This is a genomic window from Candidatus Bandiella numerosa, assembly GCF_029981845.1.
GTDB classification, from domain to species: domain Bacteria; phylum Pseudomonadota; class Alphaproteobacteria; order Rickettsiales; family Midichloriaceae; genus Aquirickettsia; species Aquirickettsia numerosa.
In genome coordinates, this window is the sequence record NZ_CP104164.1 from 1,312,411 (window position 1) to 1,334,835 (window position 22,425).

The 22,425-nt window shown below is 30.4% G+C and carries 23 protein-coding genes; 10 read left to right on the forward strand and 13 right to left on the reverse strand.

The features are described 5' to 3' along the window. Positions 1–4 precede the first annotated feature (4 nt). From N3Z17_RS06265 to N3Z17_RS06275, 3 genes are all read right to left on the reverse strand, one after another. Positions 5–1,474 (reverse strand): MFS transporter, encoded by a 1,470-nt coding sequence (locus tag N3Z17_RS06265; protein ID WP_282471859.1) that lies wholly within the window; start codon positions 1,472–1,474, stop codon positions 5–7. Between the two features lie 147 nt (positions 1,475–1,621). After that, the gene (locus tag N3Z17_RS06270; RefSeq protein ID WP_282471860.1) at positions 1,622–1,786 is read right to left on the reverse strand and encodes a Tn3 family transposase; all 165 of its coding nucleotides are present in this window, start codon (positions 1,784–1,786) and stop codon (positions 1,622–1,624) included. A 160-nt stretch (positions 1,787–1,946) separates the two neighbouring features. Further along, positions 1,947–3,386 (reverse strand): Npt1/Npt2 family nucleotide transporter, encoded by a 1,440-nt coding sequence (locus tag N3Z17_RS06275; RefSeq protein ID WP_282471861.1) that lies wholly within the window; start codon positions 3,384–3,386, stop codon positions 1,947–1,949. A gap of 164 nt (positions 3,387–3,550) precedes the next feature. Between N3Z17_RS06275 and rpmB the strand changes: the two genes are divergently transcribed. Beyond that, entirely contained in the window at positions 3,551–3,883 is a 333-nt protein-coding gene (rpmB, locus tag N3Z17_RS06280) for a 50S ribosomal protein L28 (RefSeq protein WP_282471862.1), read from the forward strand. A gap of 10 nt (positions 3,884–3,893) precedes the next feature. Here rpmB and N3Z17_RS06285 read toward each other — a convergent pair whose 3' ends face one another. Then, positions 3,894–4,682: a peptidoglycan recognition protein family protein gene (locus tag N3Z17_RS06285; protein WP_282471863.1), complete on the reverse strand. Its 789-nt coding sequence runs from the start codon at positions 4,680–4,682 to the stop codon at positions 3,894–3,896. 26 nt (positions 4,683–4,708) lie between these two features. On the opposite strand from N3Z17_RS06285, the gene N3Z17_RS06290 reads away from it, so the two are divergent. After that, entirely contained in the window at positions 4,709–5,950 is a 1,242-nt protein-coding gene (locus tag N3Z17_RS06290; protein WP_282471864.1) for an AmpG family muropeptide MFS transporter, read from the forward strand. Then, positions 5,934–7,055: a hypothetical protein gene (locus tag N3Z17_RS06295; protein WP_282471865.1), complete on the forward strand. Its 1,122-nt coding sequence runs from the start codon at positions 5,934–5,936 to the stop codon at positions 7,053–7,055. The genes N3Z17_RS06290 and N3Z17_RS06295 overlap by 17 nt, the downstream gene beginning before the upstream one ends. Before the next feature lie 86 nt (positions 7,056–7,141). Here N3Z17_RS06295 and N3Z17_RS06300 read toward each other — a convergent pair whose 3' ends face one another. The 4 genes from N3Z17_RS06300 to ssb form a co-directional block, all read right to left on the reverse strand. Then, positions 7,142–8,665 carry a hypothetical protein gene (locus N3Z17_RS06300; protein WP_282471866.1) on the reverse strand — a complete coding sequence of 508 codons (1,524 nt, stop codon included), beginning with the start codon at positions 8,663–8,665 and terminating at the stop codon, positions 7,142–7,144. A gap of 61 nt (positions 8,666–8,726) precedes the next feature. Next, on the reverse strand, positions 8,727–9,791 hold the full coding sequence (queA, locus tag N3Z17_RS06305) for a tRNA preQ1(34) S-adenosylmethionine ribosyltransferase-isomerase QueA (RefSeq protein ID WP_282471867.1): 1,065 nt from the start codon (positions 9,789–9,791) through the stop codon (positions 8,727–8,729). Next, on the reverse strand, positions 9,778–10,257 hold the full coding sequence (locus N3Z17_RS06310) for an RNA pyrophosphohydrolase (RefSeq protein ID WP_282471868.1): 480 nt from the start codon (positions 10,255–10,257) through the stop codon (positions 9,778–9,780). The genes queA and N3Z17_RS06310 overlap by 14 nt, the downstream gene beginning before the upstream one ends. Positions 10,258–10,282: 25 nt before the next feature. Continuing rightward, positions 10,283–10,720: a single-stranded DNA-binding protein gene (gene ssb, locus N3Z17_RS06315; protein WP_282471869.1), complete on the reverse strand. Its 438-nt coding sequence runs from the start codon at positions 10,718–10,720 to the stop codon at positions 10,283–10,285. Positions 10,721–10,870: 150 nt separating this feature from the next. On the opposite strand from ssb, the gene rpmE reads away from it, so the two are divergent. Further along, entirely contained in the window at positions 10,871–11,164 is a 294-nt protein-coding gene (gene rpmE, locus N3Z17_RS06320) for a 50S ribosomal protein L31 (RefSeq protein WP_282471870.1), read from the forward strand. Positions 11,165–11,179: 15 nt separating this feature from the next. Here rpmE and N3Z17_RS06325 read toward each other — a convergent pair whose 3' ends face one another. Beyond that, positions 11,180–11,497 (reverse strand): FtsB family cell division protein, encoded by a 318-nt coding sequence (locus N3Z17_RS06325; RefSeq protein ID WP_282471871.1) that lies wholly within the window; start codon positions 11,495–11,497, stop codon positions 11,180–11,182. Positions 11,498–11,596: 99 nt separating this feature from the next. On the opposite strand from N3Z17_RS06325, the gene secG reads away from it, so the two are divergent. The 3 genes from secG to N3Z17_RS06340 are packed head-to-tail and all read left to right on the forward strand — an operon-like array spanning position 11,597 to position 14,053. Further along, the gene (gene secG / locus N3Z17_RS06330; protein WP_282471872.1) at positions 11,597–11,911 is read left to right on the forward strand and encodes a preprotein translocase subunit SecG; all 315 of its coding nucleotides are present in this window, start codon (positions 11,597–11,599) and stop codon (positions 11,909–11,911) included. A 6-nt stretch (positions 11,912–11,917) separates the two neighbouring features. Further along, the gene (locus N3Z17_RS06335; protein ID WP_282471873.1) at positions 11,918–13,543 is read left to right on the forward strand and encodes a CTP synthase; all 1,626 of its coding nucleotides are present in this window, start codon (positions 11,918–11,920) and stop codon (positions 13,541–13,543) included. Between the two features lie 9 nt (positions 13,544–13,552). Beyond that, complete coding sequence (locus N3Z17_RS06340) at positions 13,553–14,053, forward strand: hypothetical protein (protein WP_282471874.1); 501 nt, start codon at positions 13,553–13,555, stop codon at positions 14,051–14,053. Positions 14,054–14,161: 108 nt separating this feature from the next. Here the strand turns inward: N3Z17_RS06340 and N3Z17_RS06345 are convergent, their stop codons facing one another. The 4 genes from N3Z17_RS06345 to N3Z17_RS06360 all read right to left on the reverse strand — a co-directional run bounded on the left by N3Z17_RS06345 (position 14,162) and on the right by N3Z17_RS06360 (position 19,010). Beyond that, entirely contained in the window at positions 14,162–14,644 is a 483-nt protein-coding gene (locus tag N3Z17_RS06345; protein ID WP_282471875.1) for a hypothetical protein, read from the reverse strand. A 10-nt stretch (positions 14,645–14,654) separates the two neighbouring features. Then, positions 14,655–15,959, reverse strand: coding sequence for an amino acid carrier protein (locus tag N3Z17_RS06350; RefSeq protein WP_282471876.1), 1,305 nt, complete (start codon positions 15,957–15,959; stop codon positions 14,655–14,657). A 206-nt stretch (positions 15,960–16,165) separates the two neighbouring features. Next, positions 16,166–17,143 (reverse strand): carcinine hydrolase/isopenicillin-N N-acyltransferase family protein, encoded by a 978-nt coding sequence (locus tag N3Z17_RS06355; RefSeq protein ID WP_282471877.1) that lies wholly within the window; start codon positions 17,141–17,143, stop codon positions 16,166–16,168. Between the two features lie 397 nt (positions 17,144–17,540). After that, positions 17,541–19,010 (reverse strand): amino acid permease, encoded by a 1,470-nt coding sequence (locus N3Z17_RS06360; RefSeq protein ID WP_282471878.1) that lies wholly within the window; start codon positions 19,008–19,010, stop codon positions 17,541–17,543. A gap of 705 nt (positions 19,011–19,715) precedes the next feature. Between N3Z17_RS06360 and N3Z17_RS06365 the strand changes: the two genes are divergently transcribed. The 3 genes from N3Z17_RS06365 (at position 19,716) to N3Z17_RS07665 (ending at position 22,423) form a co-directional block, all read left to right on the forward strand. Next, on the forward strand, positions 19,716–21,626 hold the full coding sequence (locus tag N3Z17_RS06365; RefSeq protein WP_282471879.1) for a hypothetical protein: 1,911 nt from the start codon (positions 19,716–19,718) through the stop codon (positions 21,624–21,626). Positions 21,627–21,900: 274 nt separating this feature from the next. Beyond that, positions 21,901–22,200, forward strand: a complete 300-nt coding sequence (locus N3Z17_RS06370; protein ID WP_282472642.1) for a sensor histidine kinase — start codon at positions 21,901–21,903, stop codon at positions 22,198–22,200. Positions 22,201–22,237: 37 nt separating this feature from the next. Beyond that, positions 22,238–22,423, forward strand: a complete 186-nt coding sequence (locus N3Z17_RS07665) for a tRNA-dependent cyclodipeptide synthase (protein WP_410519606.1) — start codon at positions 22,238–22,240, stop codon at positions 22,421–22,423. Positions 22,424–22,425: the final 2 nt, after the last annotated feature.

The following is a 22,425-nucleotide window of genomic DNA, read 5'->3' on the forward strand; positions in this document are numbered from 1 at the left end:
TTTCCTATATTATATTTAATTGCCTACCTTCTTGTTCACCAATTATTTTTAATTTATCTAATAACTCTGATTGATATTTTGAACCACTTTTAAAAGGGTTATGATCATCACCTAAATCATACTCATAATCTTCCTCTTTTATTTCTGTATCTTCATGTGGTAAGTCCTCATTTGGGTAATTGTGATATCTACCTGTTTTAATTTCTAGCTTTTTAAGATATTTTATACTTAAAAATGCTCCATAAATCATCACAGCATATATTATCCAAATAGAATAAAAACCAACATAATTTTCTATATATACTAAGAAAAAACTAAACAAGGTAAAAGATAATGCTCCAGATAACCCAAACAACAAAGCAAAATATGAAAAACGCTTGTTAATTGGTATATACACAAAACAACAAATTTCCATTCCAAAAACTGCTATAGCTGGAAGGAACATAACAACTTGTATTAAAGTTAATGTATAAATATTCAATAAATTATTTAATGTATAAGGAATGAATGGAAGGAAAATAAGAAAAATCAACAATGAAGAACGTAATATCTTAATTGGATGAGTTTTTTTCATCAACAATATTGAAACTATAGTTCCTAATATTGATAAAATAGTGACTTTTAAATTTTGCATAACTATTGTGTCAAAGCTCATTTCCAAATATTTTTTCATTACATCGCCCATATATATGTACGTAATGTAAAAGCAAAGTGGAATCATAGAAGAAAATACAAAATAGGCTAACGCTAATTTTTTATCTATCTTTTCTTTTTGTAGGAGATTATTATCTTCATATTTACAGTCACTGATTTGATTTTTAATCTTCATTCTAGTTTTATAATCAGCAAATTCTGGGGTTTCTCTGAGTCTCGTTCTTGCAACAAGTCCAACAACAGAAACAACAAGCCCAAACCAAAAAGCCAATCTCCAATTTAAAGCAAAGTATGTTGAGAATAAAGCTATGAGCAAAGCTACTAAACCACCAATATTTGCACTAACCTCTATTATACCACTAGCCATAAACTTATTTGGCCTTTTTAAGATTTCTGAAACATAGAGTTGAGCACCTACAATCTCACCCAGGGATGAAAAACTTTGTAAAATCCTACACATGATAACTCCAATACTAGCAGTTATACCAATCTCTGCATAAGTACTCATATTTGCCATAATAAAACAAGATAAGCCCATTATAAATGTTGTAATGATTATAGTATTCTTTCTTCCTATAAAATCTCCAATTTTTCCAATTACTATTGCCCCAACTGGTCTAAAAAAAAAAGTTACCGATAATGCAAAAGCACCTAACAGCTTTGCAGTTAAAGGATCAGTTTTTGGAAAAAACAAATCATTAAGCAGAACCGCCATGTGAACATATAGCATAAAGTCAAAGTACTCTAGAAAAGTACCTATTGATAGTAAACCAATCGCCTCTTTTTGATATCTTGTAGGTTTGCTATTATTAGCTGACATGATAATTCATTCCAATATTTTATCTATATCTAGATTCTTATTTAGTTAATCATACTGTTTGTATTCAATGTTTTTCTGCATTTCATTGATACTTAATCCAGATAATATAAATAAATTATACAAAATTGACGCATTTGCAACTAGTATTTAACATTGATTAGCAACTTCAATATTAGGGTCTGTTTTCCCACATAATTGCTTTCTTCTACCAACTTTGGCTATAGCAGCTCGTAATTTATGATATTCTTCTATTTTGTTTTGTGATCTATGTACATTTCTTTGCAACTCTGAATCAATCCTATATTGTAGCAATAGATGTTATGAATTAATTTATCGAGTTCAAATATTGCCTTCTGTTTATTGTGGATTATAAAATAACACAATGTAAGTATAATCTACATACTTAGTTATCTTGTCTATATCCCTCTATATTAAAAAATATCTAGGTGTATAATATAATTATATGTCTATCCTAATTTTCAATTTTAGAAACTTTTGTAAATTCTTTAGCTAACACGTTTACAGCAATTAACCAAACAACCATAACAATTAAAAATACTACGAATAAAGTGGGTGAAAGTGACACCAACGAAGAACCTGGAACAACCATTAATAAAAATTGCTGTACCAATGCTCCTCCTGATTTACCTAACCTACCACCAATAACTTCAGCCGCAGCTTTTCCTTTTGATTTCAATGCCTCATCAAGAGGAATGTATGCCATTTCCTTCGTAGCATCAAAAAATGAATACTTCGTTGCTTTTCCTAGAATATTTTGTAACAATCCAATGAACACAGCAATAACAATTGGGGCTAAAGTTAAAAACGGTAATAAATCAACAATCTCAACTTGATATATTGAAAAAATAAAAAATATTCCACCAGTGATTAAGATAGCGATAGGAGTTAATATAGCTGCTGACCTCCAAGAAATAATGCTTAATATATAAGAGCCACATATCATGGCAACCATACTAGCAAGACCAGTGTATGTTTGTAAATTTGCCATAAATCTAGCATAATCCTGTTTATTTGTATAAACTACTCCAGCTTGTGCTTTCCAAACCCCTTCAACTATGTTTATTGAAACACCATAACAGATAACTAATAAAGCAATCAATCCAATATATTTTGAGGTAAATACATGTCGTAGTCCTTCAAAAAACCCGATCTTTTTCTTACTCTTTTTCGTTTCAGCATTAATAATTTCACTTGATACAAGTTTATTCGATAATATCCAAAATAATATTGAGAGTGCAATCCCTGCAAATAAAGTTGTTAAATTTATATATCTTAATGATTCAGCCCAACCACCTTTAAAAATAGTTTTATTTGATAATAATCTTAAAAGCTCTCCTGATATAATCAGGCCAAGTTGAGCAACTAAGCCAAATAAAGGATACAACCTTTTAGCCTCATCTATTTTAAATACCTGGTTTGCAGTTTGCCAAAACATCAAAGAAAGCATCACAGTACCCCATAATTCAGCTAATACATAATATAGAGAGTATGCCCAATTTTCTGCTATAGTTATTATGTACCTAAAATATGGATAATTACTTTTTATTTCACTAAAATCAAAATGAAAATCTGAAATATTTGGATATATAACAAAGGTAAAAACAATAAAGTAAGAGATGAAGAATATATTAAGTATATGAAAAATAGTGGTTTTATTTAGTTCATTGGATAATTTTGTATAAATTAACATTATCAAAATTGCAGCTGGCAGTGTTGCAAAAAGTTTTAGTGCACTTAGTAATTCAGCACCCATTTCACTTACTACTATTGTATCTTTAACAGTTCTCTGTACGCTGTAAATGAACAAAATCATTACCATCATTAAGGAAACAACAATGAATTTAGATAACTCTTGCTTTCTGATTGGCAAATATTTAGATATATTGATCATTTTAACTTTTAAATTATTCGCTGTGTATTATAAGAATCTTTACTCATAAGTCCAGATATTTAATTACCATTAACAAAATTTAATCTAAAATCAGTTAATTATGCTTGTAACTTGGTGTATAATTTGCTATTAGTTGCGTACAATTTAATTTTAGTAGAATTAAGATGACAAGGAAATGCCAAATTGATGTAAATAAATGCGTTGCTGTGGGTAATAATGTTTCTCACTCAAATAGAAAAACAAGAAGAAAATTTTTCCCAAATATGCAAAATTATTCGCTTATAAGCGAAATTCTTGGTTGTTTTGTTAAATTTAGAGCTACACCAAGTAGCATCAGAACCATTGAACATAACCATGGACTTGATAAGTTTCTCCTTAAAACTCCAAATTCTAAGCTTGCTTCAGAAGCTATAAAGATAAAAAAAAGACTTAAAAAAGCTCTAATCAAAAAAGAAAAGGGGCTACAAACTTCGTCTAATGAAGTAGTGAAAGGATAATTTTTCTAATTTATTTGCTTAGTTTAATAATTAGATCGTTAAGGTACTTGTAACATTTTCCATATCCAATCAGGCTATTTTGTTTTATGCTGTGTTGAAGGTAATGCAATTTAAACGCAAATATTGTATTTGCGAGATATCTATCAAAAATTTCATTAGTCTCCACCTCATAACCAAGTTTTCGTAATCTTGTTTGTAAAATTTTGATATTTTCACCTTTATCTCCTAATTTATATATCACTTCATTATTATCTCTCTCCACTTCTATTTCATGATATATACCATGACCAAGTATATTTAAAAATCTCCAATCAAACGCAACACCTGGATCAATTTTCCTTAATGTTTTGGCTGTAATGTCACTGTGACCAATGATATTTTTATCAGTAATTTTAGGATAAATTTTTCTTATTTTATCTATGAGTTTTGCTAAAGCAAAATATTGAGCGTTACGGAATTTTTGCACCTTCACCACTCGTACGTTATCTTTTAAAAATTTTAGCTCCATACCCCAATTGACAATTTCAATCCCTATGGAATTTTGGTTAATGTCAGTCTTACCTCTCCAACAACTAATGCCAGCATGCCATGCTTTATAGTCCAAAGGAACTAATTGATGCACATCACCTTTTTCATTAATTAAAAAATGACTACTAACCTTACCAGATTGAGTCAGAACCTTATGGGACTCTTTAAAACCCAACTGTGTATAGTGAATGACGATTGTATCCACTTCAATTCCAGGCTTTCTCAATGAATAATTTGAATATTTTGTATTAATTGTATTTTTATGATACATTTTGCATTCTTGTGTATAAAAAATTTATGCTAAAAAAAATTAATTTAATTAAAAATATACTAGTTATTTTTATTTTAGGTATCAGCAGTGGATTACCTATTGTAATAACAGCTTCAATATTAAAAGCTCTACTCCATGACTATAACATAGATTTAAAAACAATAGGAGTACTTGGATTGGTTACAATACCATATTCTTTTAAATTTCTTTGGTCGCCTCTTATCGATTATTGTAACATACCAATACTAGATAAGTATTTGGGGCACAGAAAATCATGGATATTAGTATCACAAGTATTCTTAATTCTTTTTATAATTATTTTAGGTAGAATAAACCCACAAACAAATATGCTAATGTTTGTTGCGATATCTTTTTTACTTGCATTTTTCTCAGCAACCCAAGACATATGTATAGACGCATATCGAATAAGAGTATTGAATTTAAATGAACAAGGATTGGGAGCGTCATCAACAACTTATGGTTATAGATTAGGCATGATTATCTCCGGTGTTGGTGGATTTTACTTAGCAGAGTTATTTAGTTGGAAAATTTCTCTTCTAATTATGGGCTTAGTCATTGTGCCAACTGCATTAGTTACAATAATGGCTTCAAAAATACCTGATGAAAATTTAGAAAGGAAAAATATCTCGTTACAACAGTCATTTATTTTACCATTTCAAATGTTTTTTAAAACTGAAAACTGCTACTTAATCGTAATTTTAGTAGCTTTATACAAGCTGAGTGATGCATATCTTGGAGCGATGACAACCCCATTTTTATTAGATACAGGTTATAGCAAAATAGACATAGCCAATGCAGTAAAATCCTTAGGTCAAATTGGAACCTTGGCAGGAGTGGCAATCGGTGGCTGGCTGGCGTTAAAAATAAAACCTGGTATTAATTTATTTTTTGCCGAAGTTTTAGCAATGCTTTCAAATTTACCCTTCGTGTTAATCAATATCTTACCTAAAAATTTATATCTACTAGCTGTTGTAAATGGTTTTGAAAATTTAACAAGTTCAATCAGTAACATTGCAATAGTTGCATATATAAGCAATCTAAGTAAAAATAAATACGCCGCAACTTATTATGCAATTTTAACTTCAATAACCGCTATAGGAAGAACAATTATCTCTTCTTCTTCAGGGTTTTTGGCTGAATATATCGGGTGGAATAATTTTTTTGTTGTTTCCTCTTTACTATCTATACTATCTTTAATATGTATTTATTTATTATTTTTTAAAAAAGTTAATGGATACACCCAATAAAAGCATATTGAATATTGCAAGGGAAGAGCTAATAAATAGAAAATTGCTGTCAATTAATGAAGTTAAACAAATAATTATTTTCACTAGAACTTTACTTAAAAATTCTAATATAAATCACTACGATATTTTTAGCGCCACACTACAGGATTTAAATATTGATATATGCAATAGCTTACAATTAAACGACTATATTTTCAGCTTCTCCAATGAATTAGCGCCCTTAACTTACCCTCTGAAATACAATAAAAATTTTGAATTATTATCCGGAACATTAGAGTTTTGCAAAAATTATACTCACTATTTATTTTCAGATGAATTAATTAATGATTTAGAAAATGAAAAAAACTCTGTAAATAGATTATTATTTAAGGGATTTGATTCGTATTTAAACTATATAAAGATTTTTTACTTTACCATTTTGCATTTAATTTTAACAAACCAATTAAAGCATTTTCTTCTTGAGAATAATATATTGAACATCTCTTCCAGCCCAAATATTCAAACAACACTCCTGCCAAAGAACCTCAATCTTGATAAAATAGATTTTAAATTAAAAAACTGGAAGTATTTTTATCAAGATAAATTTAGCCCAACACAAGGTGAATTATTGTATTTTACTAATGGCTATGCCTTTGGAGGCTCCAACGAAGATGAAAGATTTGCATCAAAAAAATTTAGAGCCGAAGATTGCCTCACATCAATATTAAAATGGATTGGTGCAGAAAAAGATCTTTCCTCAACTAAATTAGCTGAATTTTCTACCCTAGATATTGAAAAATTTCATGACAGCTATAATAGCCAAGAAAAATCAGAGTTTCATGCTATCTTATCAAATTACATCACCCCTATCCACAATTTTAATGATGTTAAAGTTGGTGATATCTTTGCTTATAGAGAATATGATATTCAAAACGATCTCACAAAACTGAATTACAAGTATTCCTTGGGTGGCCATATAGGTATAATTTCAAAAATTATAGATACTCATTCTTTTGAAAATATCAGCTATTCAAGAAAAATACCAAAAATTGAGGGGCTAGTGTTTTCATTAGAAAATACCAAAATGCACCCTCATAAAAAATATATGTTTTTTAAGGCTTTATAGATCAATTATAGCTCGGGGGGGCAGATATTTTGCTATATAGCAAAATGTGCAATACCAAACAATAAATCTGGTATCGCCGAAAGAGTTTATAATTCGTCGTGTGCAGTTGCTGATGTTGCTGAATCAATATAACTCATTGTTGTATCAGAAGGGGAGGCAGGGGTGTATTCATCACCATGCCAATACATTTTTTGATTATATGACCAAACACCTATTCCTTTAAAATTAGGATCTTGTATTTTTAAAGCTTCTGGTTTTATCAGCTCCATTACTGCTTTAATGTATTCAATTTGATTTCCTGCTCCAGCTGCTACTTGACCAGCTTTGGTTTCAAATTCATGTGCGGATGCAGCGGCCGGTATCGCCAATTGATATGGAACATTTAGTGCCCGCATGTCTTTTATTTCTTGTGCGGCATACTTTTTAAAGTCATCTACTGAATTTAGTTGACCTCCAGGTAAGGGGCCTAAATCATATAATGAATCCATAACGCAACCATTACCATACTGCGTTAACATTGTTTTTACGTCAGGTGTTATCGATTTTGCAAAAGTGAATATGCTAAAAAATCTTCCATTAGGATGATTTGCATTTACACATCCAAGTGGATCATTGGTAAGATTTGGATTTACACCTGTGTTATCACCTGAATGTCCATTCCACCCAGCAAAATTTTTGGCAATTTGATAATAGAAGTATTTTTGCCCAGATCCGGAAACACTTCCTCCTTCTCCCGTAAAACTAAATGGTTCAACATCAAATTGCACCCCATCAACCGAGTTATTCCCGCATATATTTTTTGAGACCTTATCAGCAAAAGCTTCCGCTTCAGGTTGATTTAACGTGTTAAAATAATCCAAATAATCGTATACGCCCTCTTTTTTATTATCCACACGTCCATCAATAATAAGTATATTTTGCGCAACCTTTGGAATATTTAAATACGCCTCTAGGCTTTTAAGACCGACATGCTGATCCTTATCTTCTCCTGGAAAGGTAACCACAAATCCATCTTCTAGACCTTTATCAGATTTAAATCCATTTGCTTTTATACATGGATCAGTTTTATCGGATTCACCTGAGCCACGGCAATACATTTCAATATCTCCACCATAGGAATATATTTGTGTATATGGAAAGAATGTTGCTTTTTGATTCCACTCTGTTATGGCGTCCTTAAATAATCCAGGTTTCACAAAGTTTCCAGGTTTAATTTCAAGAGTGCCTTCAGGTAAGGGTGAGGTGTCTTCTTTGTCTCTGTATATTTTATCATACACCCAAGTCCCGTAACCATACGGTATTATCGGTATTATATCCTTATTAATCTGTGAGCCCGAATAGTACAGATATTTGTCATTTTTACACTCTTGCAATGCCTTATCTACAATTTTACAGCTTTCTAGTGCATTTTTAATTCTTGGAACAATGCCCAATACTTTATTAAATTGTTCACTATTTTTTATTTGTTTATTCTCTTCCAAAATTTTTTCATACTTGGTATTAAGCTCTTTATAATTTTTGCTAATTATAGATTCATTAACAGCGCATTTTGATAATTGCTTTGTTATAGCTTTATTTTCATTTTGTAATTCTTTAAAAGATTTTGCCATATTTTAATCCTAAACATAATTATATCTATAGATGATATATTATATTTTTAAGATGAGTATTTCAACTTTTGATTGTGCTTTTTATTAATTTATCTAGCCAACAAACATCACCATATGAAAAAAACCTGTACTCATTATCTATGGCATGTTTATAGGCTTTCTTGATATTATATATACCAGAGAACGCACTTACAAGCATTAATAAAGTAGACTTAGGGGTATGAAAATTAGTAATCAAACAATCAGCAATTTTAAATTTATATCCAGGCGTTATAAATATATCAGTCTCACCGTTTTGCTGGATAATTAACCCCTTATCATCACAAGATGATTCGAGCGCTCTAAGCGAAGTTGTTCCAACGCATATAACCCTATTTCCTTCTCTTTTAGTTTGATTAACTACTTCTGCAGTTTGCTCAGAAATAATAAATCTCTCAGAATGCATTTTATGATTATGGATAGACTCAGATTTTACTGGTAAAAATGTTCCAGCACCAACATCTAATCTAATATAAGCAATTTTTACACCCATATTTTTAATCTCCTCTATGATTTCAGAACTAAAATGGAGGCCGGCAGTAGGAGCAGCAACAGAACCAAAATCCTTTGCAAATACAGTTTGGTAATCACAAACATCTGATTCCTCCGGTTCTCTTTTAAAATACGGAGGGATTGGCATTTTACCAATATCACAAATTTTACCAAACAAACCAGGTCCACTGTAATTAAATTTTAAAATAACCTCTCCTGAATCTAATTTTTTAAAAACTGTAGCAACCAAGTCGTTTTTGAAAATTATTTTTCTATCTATCTCTATGAACTTTCCAGGTTTAGCAAAAACAACCCATTTATCAGAGTCCACTTCTTTGTTTAAATATACTATTATGTCTTTTACTATATCTAATGGATTGTGAATTTGCCCTACTAAATATGCCGGAATTACCTTACTATTATTTAAAACTAATAAATCACCTTTTCTAAATAATTTCAATATACCAGCAAATTCATAATCGTAAATTTTAGAATTGCCATTTAAATACAGCAATTTAGAACTACCTCTTGGGTATTTAGGATACTTTGCAATTAAATTTTTAGGTAAATCAAAATCAAATTCAGAAAGTTTCATTTAATTTTGTTAAAATTAAGGATTTAAATTCACTGACAACTTTTCTATACATCTCCCTTTTAAAATTAACTATAATCTTTTCTAATTCACTCACATCAATCCATTTCCAATTCACAAACTCTGCACCGACAGCATTTATATTTATCTCATCATCAGTTCCTAAAAAATTCAGCAAAAACCATTTTTGTTTTTGCCCAATATATTTTCCTTCAAACCATTGTTTTGTATATTTTGACGGAAAATCGTATTTTAACCAACCGCCAGATTCAGCAATAATATTAAAATTATTTGTTCCTATCTCCTCCATAGCTTCTCTAAATACTGCATCCTTAGGAGATTCATTTAACTCAATTCCACCCTGTGGCATTTGCCAAGCATTTTTCGGATATTTTCGCTCGGCAACAAAAATCTGGTTTTTAGTATTAAGCATCATTATACCTACGCCTATTCTATATAAATTGGACATAAGAAAAATTATTGAATTTGTTTAATTAATATGGCACTTGATCATCATCTTCATCATCTATCACATCTTCAACATCACTACCATGTATATTGGAAGACTTATTATTACTATTTTTATTACCAAGAAGTATCACTGTGCTATTGTAAGTTTGTAGGACAATCTCCGTTGTATATTTCTTTATTCCAGTTTGATCATTCCACTCCCTAGTTTGAAGCGATCCTTCAATGTAAATCCTAGTACCCTTGTTAACATAATTTTTTATTATATTAACCAATGCAGGGATAAACACAACTATTCTGTGCCATTCTGTTTTTTCTCTACGCTCTCCACTATTTTTATCTTTCCAATTCTCAGTCGTTGCAAGTGGGAATGTTACTATTTCTTTACCTTCTTGCGTTAATCTTATCTCCGGCTCCTTTCCTACATTACCAATAAGAGTCACTTTATTTAAACTTACAACCATTCTATTAAACAGACTTTATTATTTTCAATACTATAATTATAACGTTTTATCAGCCATGTAAACAGAAATTGCCAGTTATTAAAAAAATTTCTTGCTCTTACATCAAATATTATGTAATTAAAAGATAGATTAAATACCATTAATAACTTCATGGCAAAAGTATCAAATAAAAAAGAAGAAGCAATAAAAAAGGAAAAATCAGTTTCAACAAAGCTTAAGGGCTCACTTCATCCGAACTATAGAGAGATTACTGTTGAAATGACTAATGGAACTAAATTCATAACGAGGTCAACTGTATCAACAGATATTTTAAAATTAGATATTGACCCAACAACGCACCCTGCCTGGACTAAGGAGGCAAATTATGTAAATACTAAGGCAACTGAAGTATCTAAATTTAACAATAAGTTTAAGGGGCTTAGCTTTGGAAAACAGGCAACGTAAAACCCTACCATAGTTTTATTTTATTTTGTTGTTGTCCGATATACATATTTCATCTTCATTAATTAAGCCAAAGTACCTCCTTGCTAGTTCATCAAGGTAGTCCTTGTCTATACTTTCATCATAAATCAAGTTAACTTTATTTTCTAAATCTTTTCTTTCGCCATCTAATTTTGCCAATTCGTCTTTCTTAAAAATCACTTCTTTTTTTAAATACCTCATTTTGATATATCCTCTTTCACCAATAAAGCAATGAAATACAAAATAAGATACTACAAATAAAAAAATAAAATTAAAAATTATAAACTTATAATTTATTTTCTTAAATTTATTCATAAAAGGTTTTGATTAATCCTGATTAATAATGTATTAATACTTAGCTACTAATTAATAAGCTACTAATTAATATAAAACATAAATTTTTTAAAGAAAAAAATGTTATCTTTCTTGTTTGGTTTCCAAATTTTCATAACTATCTTAATATCATTGGTTATTATATTTCAAAAATCTAGTAGTGATGGTATTGTTGTAAGCAATGCTGGTGGTCAAATGCCTAGCAGATCACAAACTTCATTTATAAGTAAATTTACAATATTTCTTATATTAATCTTTATGGCTAATAGCCTGTTATTGGCAAAAAATTCAGTAAATAAACATAGTGATGAGCAGTCCATTATCAAATCGCTGGAGAGTGAACATGCCCATGAGGATAAAGTTGCAGGCGAGACCAACGTTCCAAAAATGGAGTAAAAATTAGTGACTAAATTTATATTTATTACTGGTGGTGTAGTTTCATCATTAGGTAAAGGGATAGCCACATCATCAATTGCAGCATTGTTACAAGCTCAAGGATATAAATTGAGAATAAAAAAGCTTGATCCTTATTTAAACATTGACCCAGGCACAATGAGCCCTTTTCAACATGGAGAGGTCTTTGTTACAGATGATGGGGCAGAAACAGACTTGGATCTTGGCCATTATGAAAGGTTTACTGGAATATCTGCAAAAAAATCAGATTCTATTACTAGTGGAAAAATATACTCTAAGTTATTACTAAAAGAAAGGCGTGGAGATTATTTAGGTGGAACAGTTCAGGTAATTCCACATGTTACAAATTTAATAAAGGAATTTATTTTAGATGAAAGTGGGTTAGTGGATTTTGTATTGTGCGAAATTGGCGGTACAGTAGGTGACATTGAAGGGCTACCATATTTTGAAGCAATAAGACAACTAGGGTATGAACTTGGAAAAGAAAACACAATTTATATTCATTTAACACTTGTTCCATACCTGAAGCATGCATCAGAACTTAAAACAAAACCAACTCAGCATTCAGTAAAAGAGCTGAGGTCCATAGGTATTCAACCAGATATTATATTATGCAGAAGCGAAAAAAAAATCCCAGAGCATGAAAGAAAAAAAATTGGATTATTTTGCAACATTAAAGAAGAAAATGTAATTCAATCACAAGATTTAGATTCAATATATAAAATACCTTTAGCTTATCATCATGAAGGCATTGATAGACAAATATTAAAAATTGTTAACCTACCCTATAACGATGATGCTGATTTATCTATCTGGAAAGATATAGATAAAAACAATAAATTGATCGAAGGAAAGGTCAACATAGCTGTGGTTGGCAAATATCATTCATTTAAGGATTCTTATAAATCTTTAATTGAGGCCTTTAAGCATGCAGAAATGTACCATAAATGTAAAGTAGAGCTAATTTGGATTGCAGCAGAAAATATTAATGATAATAATGTTTCAGAAAAACTTCACAATGTCGATGGCATTGTCGTGCCTGGAGGCTTTGGAAAAAGAGGGATTGAAGAAAAAATTTCAGCAATAAAATTTGCACGTATTAACAAAATTCCATTCTTTGGAATTTGCTTGGGTATGCAATTAGCAACAATTGAGTTTGCCAGAAATGTTTTAAATATTTCAGATGCTAATTCGACTGAGTTTGACCTAAAATGCACTAATATATTTGATTTAATGCAAAATCAAATTAAAGATAATAATTTGGAAAATAAATCATCTAAAGCAAAAATTGGCGGTACATTAAGATTAGGTAATTACAAATGTACTCTAGAAAAAAATACTAAAATTCAAAATATCTACAAATCTTCACAAATTGAAGAAAGACATAGACATAGATATGAATTTAATGTTAGCTTTATGAGTGAGTTTATAAATAGTGACTTAAAATTTAGTGGTATGTCTTCTGATAGTAAATATATAGAAACAATGGAGTTAAAAAGCCATCCATGGTTTATTGGTGTACAATATCACCCAGAATATAAATCAAGGCCGTTTTCTCCTCATCCACTTTTTATATCCTTTATTGATTCAGCAAAAAACAAATTAAATTCTTAGCCTTGCATCATGAAAGAAAATCACAAGATTGATTCTATTTTTAATGATTACAGATCTGTTATATTGATGATCTTGTTACTTGTGATATCGCTTGGTTTATCGTTTATTTCTACCAACCTATTTATTTTAACCTTTTTTGGATTTTTGCCAACACTAGTTGCTATATCTATTGATAAAAATCCAAAAAAAATTTTAACTCAAATTATATTTTTGTTTAATTTCCTTGGTAGCATCCACTTATTCCTAGAGATTATATTTCATCCTAGTAACATTGAGCAAATTTCTTATATTATTATCTCAATACCACACACTTGGCTTGTTATATATTCGTCATGCGCTTTTGGATGGATAATTTATATATTAATTCCAAAAATTATCTATTACTTCTCCTACACTAATAAGCTGGGGTTGTTTAATAAGTTAAACGAAGAATTACATAACATCTATCAAGAATGGGGAAAAGAGAACATAGATAAAGCTTTGGGTGAAACTTCTAAAAAGGAGAATTAATTTTTGTTACCGTACCTATATCCCACGACTCTCAAACTATGTAAACCAATCCATGATTTCAGCATTAATACACCTTCATACTAAGGAGAGGTTATAAATATGTTTTTATTAATTTAATAGCTCAAAAATGCTCTTTATACCTGGTTTTTGATGAATTGAGGGGTCAGATTTACTATTATCATTTTCGTTGATACTCATATTATCCCTTTTAATATCCTGTACTATGTCAAAAATTTGCTTGTGCGAAAAGTCCTGGGTAATATTTTCAGATTTTGACTGTGAATCGTATATTTTCTCATTTTTCTGCTTGATGCTGTTATAAATTAATTTATCCTGATTAGAAAAAATTAAACCATCATTTTGCTCAAATTTTCTTTTGATGCATCTATCATCTTTTTTGATCAAAGGAATATGCTCTATATCAATAGGATTACGAAAATAATAATATGCCTTACAAATAACCAAAAAAAAGATAGCTATGCTTATTATAATAAATAACGCCCTAAATATAAACTGCTTTAGCGCTTTATAATTGCTGAAAAAGAACGATCTTGACTTTCTTGTTTTGACCTTATTTTTCTTCAAATACATGATAATTTTATTATAAAAATTCTATTGATTTTCTTAATTTAAAAACCCCAATCATATTTATAACCATAAGAAGCCCCCCTGAAACACTCATAACAAGAATAACTTGCTCTTGAGCATAAAATGAGAAAAATATAAATGCAAACACAGAGTATAAAATATACAAACACTGCCCATATTTTTTATTTAAATATTTCGCACATTTTTGTCCTACAACTAAGTAACCAGTTATCGTTGTAAAGCCTGCAAACACGAAAAGAACAGCCATAAAATATTCAACATTTGGCAAATATAATTTTAATGCACTTACAACATATTCAGATGGTTGCAACCCTTTAACCTCCCACATACCCGTTACTAAAAGTATTAATATGCTTATAGTGCAAATTAAAGAATCTGTAAACAGTGCAAATATTGACATTCTAGCTTGCTTTTCTGGATATATTGTTTGTGTTTCACTCTGAATTATTGAATCATAACCTATCCCAATATCTCCTGAATAAACAGCTCTAGAAACACCATAATGAGCAGCTAAAAGTATACCTCCTGCTGCTACACCACCTACCTGAGATTTATAATCTAAGAATGATGACAGTATTAAAGAAAATATATTTGGCAAATCAGAATAATGATCTGATATTATCCATATACCCAATGCCATATATACCAACATAAATGGTGGCATCATTGCAGAACAAACATTTGCAAATCTATTAATACCTTTAACTGAGGTTAATAATATAAAAAACAACAGCACTGCTATAACCAAATATCTATTTAAAGAAAATGTCCCTGCTACTGTATCAGTTAAAATTAAAAATTGTGAAACTTCAGCGCCGTATATGCATAATAAAAGGCATACAATTACTGGCAAAATCTTATTTTTAAAGGCAATTCTAAGATAATACATTGGTCCGCCATCAAACCCATGATCATTGTTTTTAATGCGATATTTTATCCCTAAATAAACCTCAGAATATTTAACTAACATACCAAGGAACGATGCTATCCAAAGCCATATAAGACTCCCGGGACCCCCAATTGTTACAGTACTTACAACAGTAACTATGTTACCTAATCCTATCATTCCACCAATCGATGCAAAATACAACTTTATAGGATGTATACCTTGTTTACCTTTTTCTGCACATATAATTAAATCTTTTATATACGTTTTTAATTTAAATAGAGCTCTAAATTGAAAAAACTTTGAATAAATTGTTAAATACACACCTATCGATAAAATTATCAACAGGCCTATACGGTTCCATAATATATCATCCAATTGGACTAAAAATTCAAATATTGCTTCTGTCATTTACACAAAATGATATAGAGTTTTTACGATTAACTTTTTAAATTGATAAAAACTTATACATTATCAACATATATTAAACAACACTTATTAATAAGTCGCACAAATTCAATATACATTGAATCAACTTTTGTTACGTGAATCACCAAATACCTAATATTACTTATTTTCCTCTAGACTTGCTTGTAAAAGCTGATTTTGAGAGGTAATTATTTTCGAGATATCTTGCATACCGTAGGTCGTCCATAAATTGGCTCAAAATAGTCAAATGCACTATTATTCAATTCAATTTGATGATTTATAGAGTCTACTTTGACTGTTTTTGTAATGTTTTGGTTTACTAAAACATATTGATACATTGTAACATTTAATACAGGCGCAGAATTATCATGCGGAATTTTTACAAGCCAAGTAGCTAATGTTTTCTCTAATTTATCTCCAACATTATATCTAAACAAGCTGTTGTTTGGGCCGTTAGCTTCATCGTGCGCATATTCCAAATATTTCTCAATAGTATTAGAATTAGTAACGCCTTTTAGCAATTCTTCTATTCTATTCAGTCTAATGTAAGTACTTATATATTCTTTTTCATTATACTGCTGTGCTTCTATAGCTCTATAATGGTTTGTATGCCATATATATCCACTATTATCTTCCTTACCAATATAGTATTTATTCAAAGTAGTATTGCCATCGCATTTATAATTAGGTTTTGGCGCAACTTCAACATATCTAATCTTGCTCTTATCAGCTAACATATAGACCACAGGTTCAGTATGGTTAAACAAGTTATCTGCGTCATTCAAAACCTCATCCACAGAATTATAATTTTCTAGCATAGCTTTTATAACTTCAGAATGCTTTCTATCGCCTGGACATTTTAGAATATGTTTATGAAAAAGCGTGCTTATAGACAGTGATGTTACCACTAATCCGTTTTCATTTATTCCCGCCTTTGTAATAAAATTCCCATCGGGAATTTGCGCAAACAATCCAATATATTTCTTACCAAAAGCTGGTTTATATAATTTGACTGCCTGAGCAGAAACAATTTCATCTCGATTTTTAGCCAATATAGTATTATTGTTAACCCGATCAATATGTCCCCAGCCAGAACACCCAAAAGATTGAGTAAAATTACAAAATACTAAAAATAAAAAAGCTATTGATACTAAATATCTAATCATAAATAACCCATAAAAATACTTTGGTACTGTGTTTTGTGTAAGTTACCAAAAAAGTAAGACAAAAATAACTTAACATATCAACACGCTTATCACAAAAAGGTAATAAAAAATAATGTAGTGTTAAAGCTCATAACATATTGAAATAACACACAAGATTATTATGTTTTCAGGCTACTATAATGAGGTAAGAAAATCAATAGATTGATTTAATCTGTAAAAATTGTATTTATTAATAACTTCCTTTAATTTTTTTCAGATTTTATAATTCCCATGGCAACCCTTCTTTTTCAAATCATTATTCCCCTATAATAATTTTGAAATGTTATATTATGGATTATATAAAATATTGCTTAACTTTCACTTCATGTTTTGGGTTCATTTTAGTTCAACTTTTACATTAAATTCGCTTTGGGAAAATATCTTTAAATTGTAACGATCTATTAGCGTCATCTTCTTTTTTATGATCTATACGCTTACTATGAAATTTGTGTATGATTATAGGCACTACAAAACTAATAATTCCAATAATAAATGCAATTTTATATTCATAGTTATCATTTAATAATAAAAATATTAAGCAGACTGTCATAAAAATAATTGCTGTAATACCTGTGTATGGAGATAATGGTGTTTTAAATTTTAAATCCTTAGTAGTGTAACCTGCCTTATATAATCGTTTGCGAAAATTGATTTGAGCCCAACAAATAGATATCCATGCCATTAACCCTGTAAAGCCAGAAACTAATAGTAGAGAAATATATATTGTTGATTGCCCAAAAAAATAAGCAAGAGCTATTACTAGCCAAATCGCCACTAATGTAACAATGACCGCATTTTGCGGAACTCCATTATGATTGAGTAAAGCTAATTTGTGAGGTGCCATCCCTTCACGAGCTAAAGCATTCAGCGCCCGTACAATACCATATAATCCTGAATTAGCACAAGAGATGGCTGCTGTAAGAGTCACGAAACTTGCAATTGCTCCAGCCCAAGTCAATCCATAATAATTTAATGCATCAGCAAATACAATATGGTCTAAATTTGCCTTATACCAAGGAAAAATTAATACTAGGCAAAATACTGGGACAATGTAGATAAAAAGAATTCTTAGAGTAACATTTGTTATTGCATGAGGTATCATTTTCGAAGGATTAGCAGATTCACCAGCTGCAAGACCTACAATCTCAGAGCCTTGATAATTTACTAACAATATAACCATTGTAGTCAATAAGACTGGAATGCCATTAGGAAATAATCCTCCTTGGTCAGAAATGAATTTTCCACCAATGATTTCAGAAGGTTGATCACCATGTATAAAGCCAAAGAAAATTAGAATTGCTATCACTACAAAAGCCATAAGAGCAATAATCTTGATCAAAGATAACCAAAATTCAATTTCACCAAACATCGACACTTCAGTTATATTTATCCATGTAATGATAAGTCCGAAAAGCACAGCCCAAACATATCCATTAATTCCAGTAAAATACTCCATTATAATGCCACCAGCAATACATTCGGCTGGAATATACATTACCCAGCTAATCCAATAAGACCAGCCAACTCCACAAGCTATTCTAGGTGAAATAAGATCAGCTGTGTAAGTAACAAATGATCCTGATATAGGGATAGCAACAGACAGCTCTCCCATACATAACATAACGAGGAAGACTATTAACCCTCCAAATATATATCCAAGACAAGCGGATGGACCAACTTGGTTGATAACTTCACCAGTTCCAAGAAAATATCCTGAACCAATAATACCTCCTAGCGCAATTAATTGAATATGCCTGTCCTTTAGGGAGCGTTTATATTTACCATCTTTGATAAGTTTAGTATTTCTGTTGTGAATTGGTCTGATCATTAACAATATATCATCTTAAGTTTAAGAAGTTGCTGACATTAGAGTACGACTTTCGCAAAAGCAATAAAAATTTGGTGGATTTTAAAAAAAACTTTGTTGTGCAAATTAAAGATCTATGCACCCACCTGTTTTTCAGGTCTTTATTATAAATTCCCAAGTTTATCACCCTGTATTTTTCTTTTGGCCATTTCCTTACCTTACTCATCTTACCTCAAAATTTCTTTCTATAGTATAATATTTAATAGCTTCCTCTTGGCTATTTTTTAACCTACAATCTGTAGAATAAAATTATAAATCTCTATTATTGGTAAAAATTTATTCATATCTTTTTAACTGTAGCATGAAATAATATTAATTAAATTTAATTAAAATAAATGAAAAAACAAACAATTTATTTTTGATAATCAATATAACCAAATTACTATCACCAAATTGACTTTTCGTAATTATTCAAAATAATTTGGTCTGCTGTTATTAATGTAGAATTTTTGATTTGCGATGTTGCGACTATAATACCATCAAAAAGATCCCTTACCCAAGTAATTTTATTGCTGATTTTATAACATATTTAAACGTAATTTGTATATGAGCTTTAGTATGTTTTGCATTTGGTTATCATATTAGCAGAAAGCAAGCTGAAATTGTAGTATCACATGTTTGAGTTGTGTTACATAAAGAGTTATTGTAGCATTAGCTTATGAAAAATTGTTAGAAGATGTATCTGTGGTTCATTCGCATATTCAAGATTTTAATATAAAAAACAAAAAACATTGCGGTGGCAAAACTGGTAGTAGCGCTGTTAAAAAAGGTGATGATGATTATCAATTAAAATTATCTATTTTAGATGCACCACTTGAGAGAAAGCTAAAAGCTCGATATTCCGATAATGAAAATTTTGCAGATTGTATAGCCTCCAAGGTGCTGGAGTTTATCACAGGTTCCAATCAAGAAAATTCACCAGAGTTAATAGCTCAAGGTACTTTGGTAATTGACGAAGGGAAGCAAAGAATTCTTTTTGCTTCAAGACACATCAAAAACCTTGTCGAAGGGGCAACGCTTGAAGGTTATGCTAAGAAACAAAATTTAGAATTGTGGCGCACAACACCAAAAAATAAACACGTTAAAATTTCATTTAAGAAATCAGGAAAGGCAAAGAATGTTTTTTATCTGGGTGGAGATGATCCAGCAAAAATACTAATGAGAAAAGACGTAGCCAAAGCATTGGCTTGCTCAATGATAAGCGGTGACCATGACGTCAATCCTGGCAATATGGTTGCATTTACTGATAAGGACGGTAATGTTAGAGTTGCACGGATAGATTTTGGCCATGCTTTTAATGATTTATTAGCTGGACCGAAGATTTTTGGTGGGAGAGCAAGGAACACAGGGAATGCAATATTAGACTTTATGAACAGAGATACTTTACTTCATCTTGATCCAACTAATCAGCAGACAAAGCTATGGAGAGATTATGTTGATATAGTTCCATCTGCAGAGTTGGTGGAAGCTTTTCAGGACGTAAGTGCAAAACAAAAGCAATGCAAAGCTGGGGTGAGAAATGCTTGCGTGCATTTTTTAGGTGTTTTACATGAATTAAAAAAAGATGCTAAGAAAAACAAGAAAGTAATCAAGCATATGATAAAATCTATTATCAGCATTAACAACACCATAACAGACAAGCATATACACATTACAACTCCACATGAAGACGTTTTAGTTCAGGTTTTTGCAAATATTGATCATTTTTATAGAGAAAATCAAAAAAAAATGAAGGACGTTGCAAAGCTCATGAATCTCCAAATCAAAATAGATCAGCTATTGATCACAAAAAAAAATGGAGAGAAGTTAAGTGACACATTAATGACAGAACTTAATCAAGATTATCAATATCTAAGTATTAGAAAGGGTGTAAGAAACAAATATGGCATTGAATGGATCAAGAATTCCGCAAATTCAAAAGCTTTTAAAGGCACGCTCCATGATTTCATCATTCAAAGAGGAAAGGATTTAGGTGTAGACTTAGAAATGTCAAAAAATTTAGCGCAAGCAGACTTTAAAGCACAACCATCAGGATTATTTAAAAAAATTTCTAATATCATTGGACAGATTTTTGATTCTATTCAATCAATTTATTCTGTAGCGTGGAAAGGCATCTGTTATTTAGGTTTGATAATTACTTTATTGATGGCAATGCCATTTGCAGTATTAGTATGGCCGTTTACCCGGGGTTTTAGCGCTGCAATTGGTGCGGTTATTTCTGGCCCAGCCTTTTGCTTAATGGCCATTGCAGATTTAGCAGCAGAAACTAAAAATTTTTTCACACATTCGACGAATGAAGAAGAGAGAAAATTGTGCCATTCATTTAAAACGGAGGTTGATAAAGTTATTGCTCAAGAAGTAACCACTAAAGATGATGCAAAAGATAGGTTAAAAGAAGTAGTGCCTGCAAATCTGGAGATAAAAATTAAACCAATATCACATCAAGAACAGGCCAGTCCCAAATTAAGAAAAAGGTCATGCTCAGCGTTGCGAACTGTAAAAATTAAGCCAATGTCACATCAAGAACAGGCCAGTCCCAAATTAAGAAAAAGGTCATGGTCTAAAGATGAAAAATAGCATAGAAATATTTCAAAATATAATAATTATGAGTGCTGTCACTATTTAAACATACAGTCGCGATTTTTATTTCTAGAGCCACCCTCAAATATTTTTGTTTATCAATCGACATTTCAGATACATTACTTTTTATAAAAAACTAACTTTATTTTATAAAATAAAATTTACTAAGTTTTCATTAATATCAACTCTTATCCAATTGTGACATTTAGGAAGCATAACTTCTCTCCTAAATATCAAGTTCTTCGGCACTACCTTTGAAATAAATTATGCCATCAAATACACTGATAATAATTCTCCAATATCAATACACGTATATACAAAAGATGATTTTATTAAAATCTTATTTAAAGATGGTGGAATAGGAGTTCCAGAAGAGCAGCTTAATTTAATATTTGAACCATTTTTAATGACTAGCAATTCTCATAAGCATGGTATGGGGTTAGGATTGTCATTATGTAAGGAGATAATTTCCGCACACCAAGGCGTGATTAGTTCTGATAATAACATTGAAGAAACTGGTATAACAATATCAGTAACTTTACAAAAAAAAATATGTATAAAAAATGAATAACTTGATTAAAAATGTAGGAATAGATCAAACATATCCTATGTATATAGATAATAACCTATTAGAAAAAAGTCATTGTATACTAGGTATTAGCCCATTTAATAGTTTTTTTTCGGAAGAAAATATAACTACATTGATAAATTGTGCAAATACCCAATTTAGATCGTTTCAGATATTTATCCCCGATAAAATTTCTTATTATAATTTTGTACAATTAGGTATATAGCG

What these genes read in the sequence shown, in the direction of transcription:
- N3Z17_RS06350 (WP_282471876.1), bottom strand. Translation starts at nt 15,959, where the DNA reads ATGACAGAAGCAATATTTGAATTTTTAGTCCAATTGGATGATATATTA.
- N3Z17_RS06345 (WP_282471875.1), bottom strand. Translation starts at nt 14,644, where the DNA reads ATGTATTTGAAGAAAAATAAGGTCAAAACAAGAAAGTCAAGATCGTTC.
- N3Z17_RS06310 (WP_282471868.1), bottom strand. Translation starts at nt 10,257, where the DNA reads ATGTCCAATTTATATAGAATAGGCGTAGGTATAATGATGCTTAATACT.
- ssb (WP_282471869.1), bottom strand. Translation starts at nt 10,720, where the DNA reads ATGGTTGTAAGTTTAAATAAAGTGACTCTTATTGGTAATGTAGGAAAG.
- N3Z17_RS06275 (WP_282471861.1), bottom strand. Translation starts at nt 3,386, where the DNA reads ATGATCAATATATCTAAATATTTGCCAATCAGAAAGCAAGAGTTATCT.
- N3Z17_RS06290 (WP_282471864.1), top strand. Translation starts at nt 4,709, where the DNA reads ATGCTAAAAAAAATTAATTTAATTAAAAATATACTAGTTATTTTTATT.
- N3Z17_RS06340 (WP_282471874.1), top strand. Translation starts at nt 13,553, where the DNA reads ATGAAAGAAAATCACAAGATTGATTCTATTTTTAATGATTACAGATCT.
- N3Z17_RS06300 (WP_282471866.1), bottom strand. Translation starts at nt 8,665, where the DNA reads ATGGCAAAATCTTTTAAAGAATTACAAAATGAAAATAAAGCTATAACA.
- N3Z17_RS06295 (WP_282471865.1), top strand. Translation starts at nt 5,934, where the DNA reads ATGGATACACCCAATAAAAGCATATTGAATATTGCAAGGGAAGAGCTA.
- N3Z17_RS06265 (WP_282471859.1), bottom strand. Translation starts at nt 1,474, where the DNA reads ATGTCAGCTAATAATAGCAAACCTACAAGATATCAAAAAGAGGCGATT.
- rpmE (WP_282471870.1), top strand. Translation starts at nt 10,871, where the DNA reads ATGGCAAAAGTATCAAATAAAAAAGAAGAAGCAATAAAAAAGGAAAAA.
- N3Z17_RS06355 (WP_282471877.1), bottom strand. Translation starts at nt 17,143, where the DNA reads ATGATTAGATATTTAGTATCAATAGCTTTTTTATTTTTAGTATTTTGT.
- queA (WP_282471867.1), bottom strand. Translation starts at nt 9,791, where the DNA reads ATGAAACTTTCTGAATTTGATTTTGATTTACCTAAAAATTTAATTGCA.
- N3Z17_RS06325 (WP_282471871.1), bottom strand. Translation starts at nt 11,497, where the DNA reads ATGAATAAATTTAAGAAAATAAATTATAAGTTTATAATTTTTAATTTT.
- secG (WP_282471872.1), top strand. Translation starts at nt 11,597, where the DNA reads ATGTTATCTTTCTTGTTTGGTTTCCAAATTTTCATAACTATCTTAATA.
- rpmB (WP_282471862.1), top strand. Translation starts at nt 3,551, where the DNA reads ATGACAAGGAAATGCCAAATTGATGTAAATAAATGCGTTGCTGTGGGT.
- N3Z17_RS07665 (WP_410519606.1), top strand. Translation starts at nt 22,238, where the DNA reads ATGTATATAGATAATAACCTATTAGAAAAAAGTCATTGTATACTAGGT.
- N3Z17_RS06360 (WP_282471878.1), bottom strand. Translation starts at nt 19,010, where the DNA reads ATGATCAGACCAATTCACAACAGAAATACTAAACTTATCAAAGATGGT.
- N3Z17_RS06285 (WP_282471863.1), bottom strand. Translation starts at nt 4,682, where the DNA reads ATGTATCATAAAAATACAATTAATACAAAATATTCAAATTATTCATTG.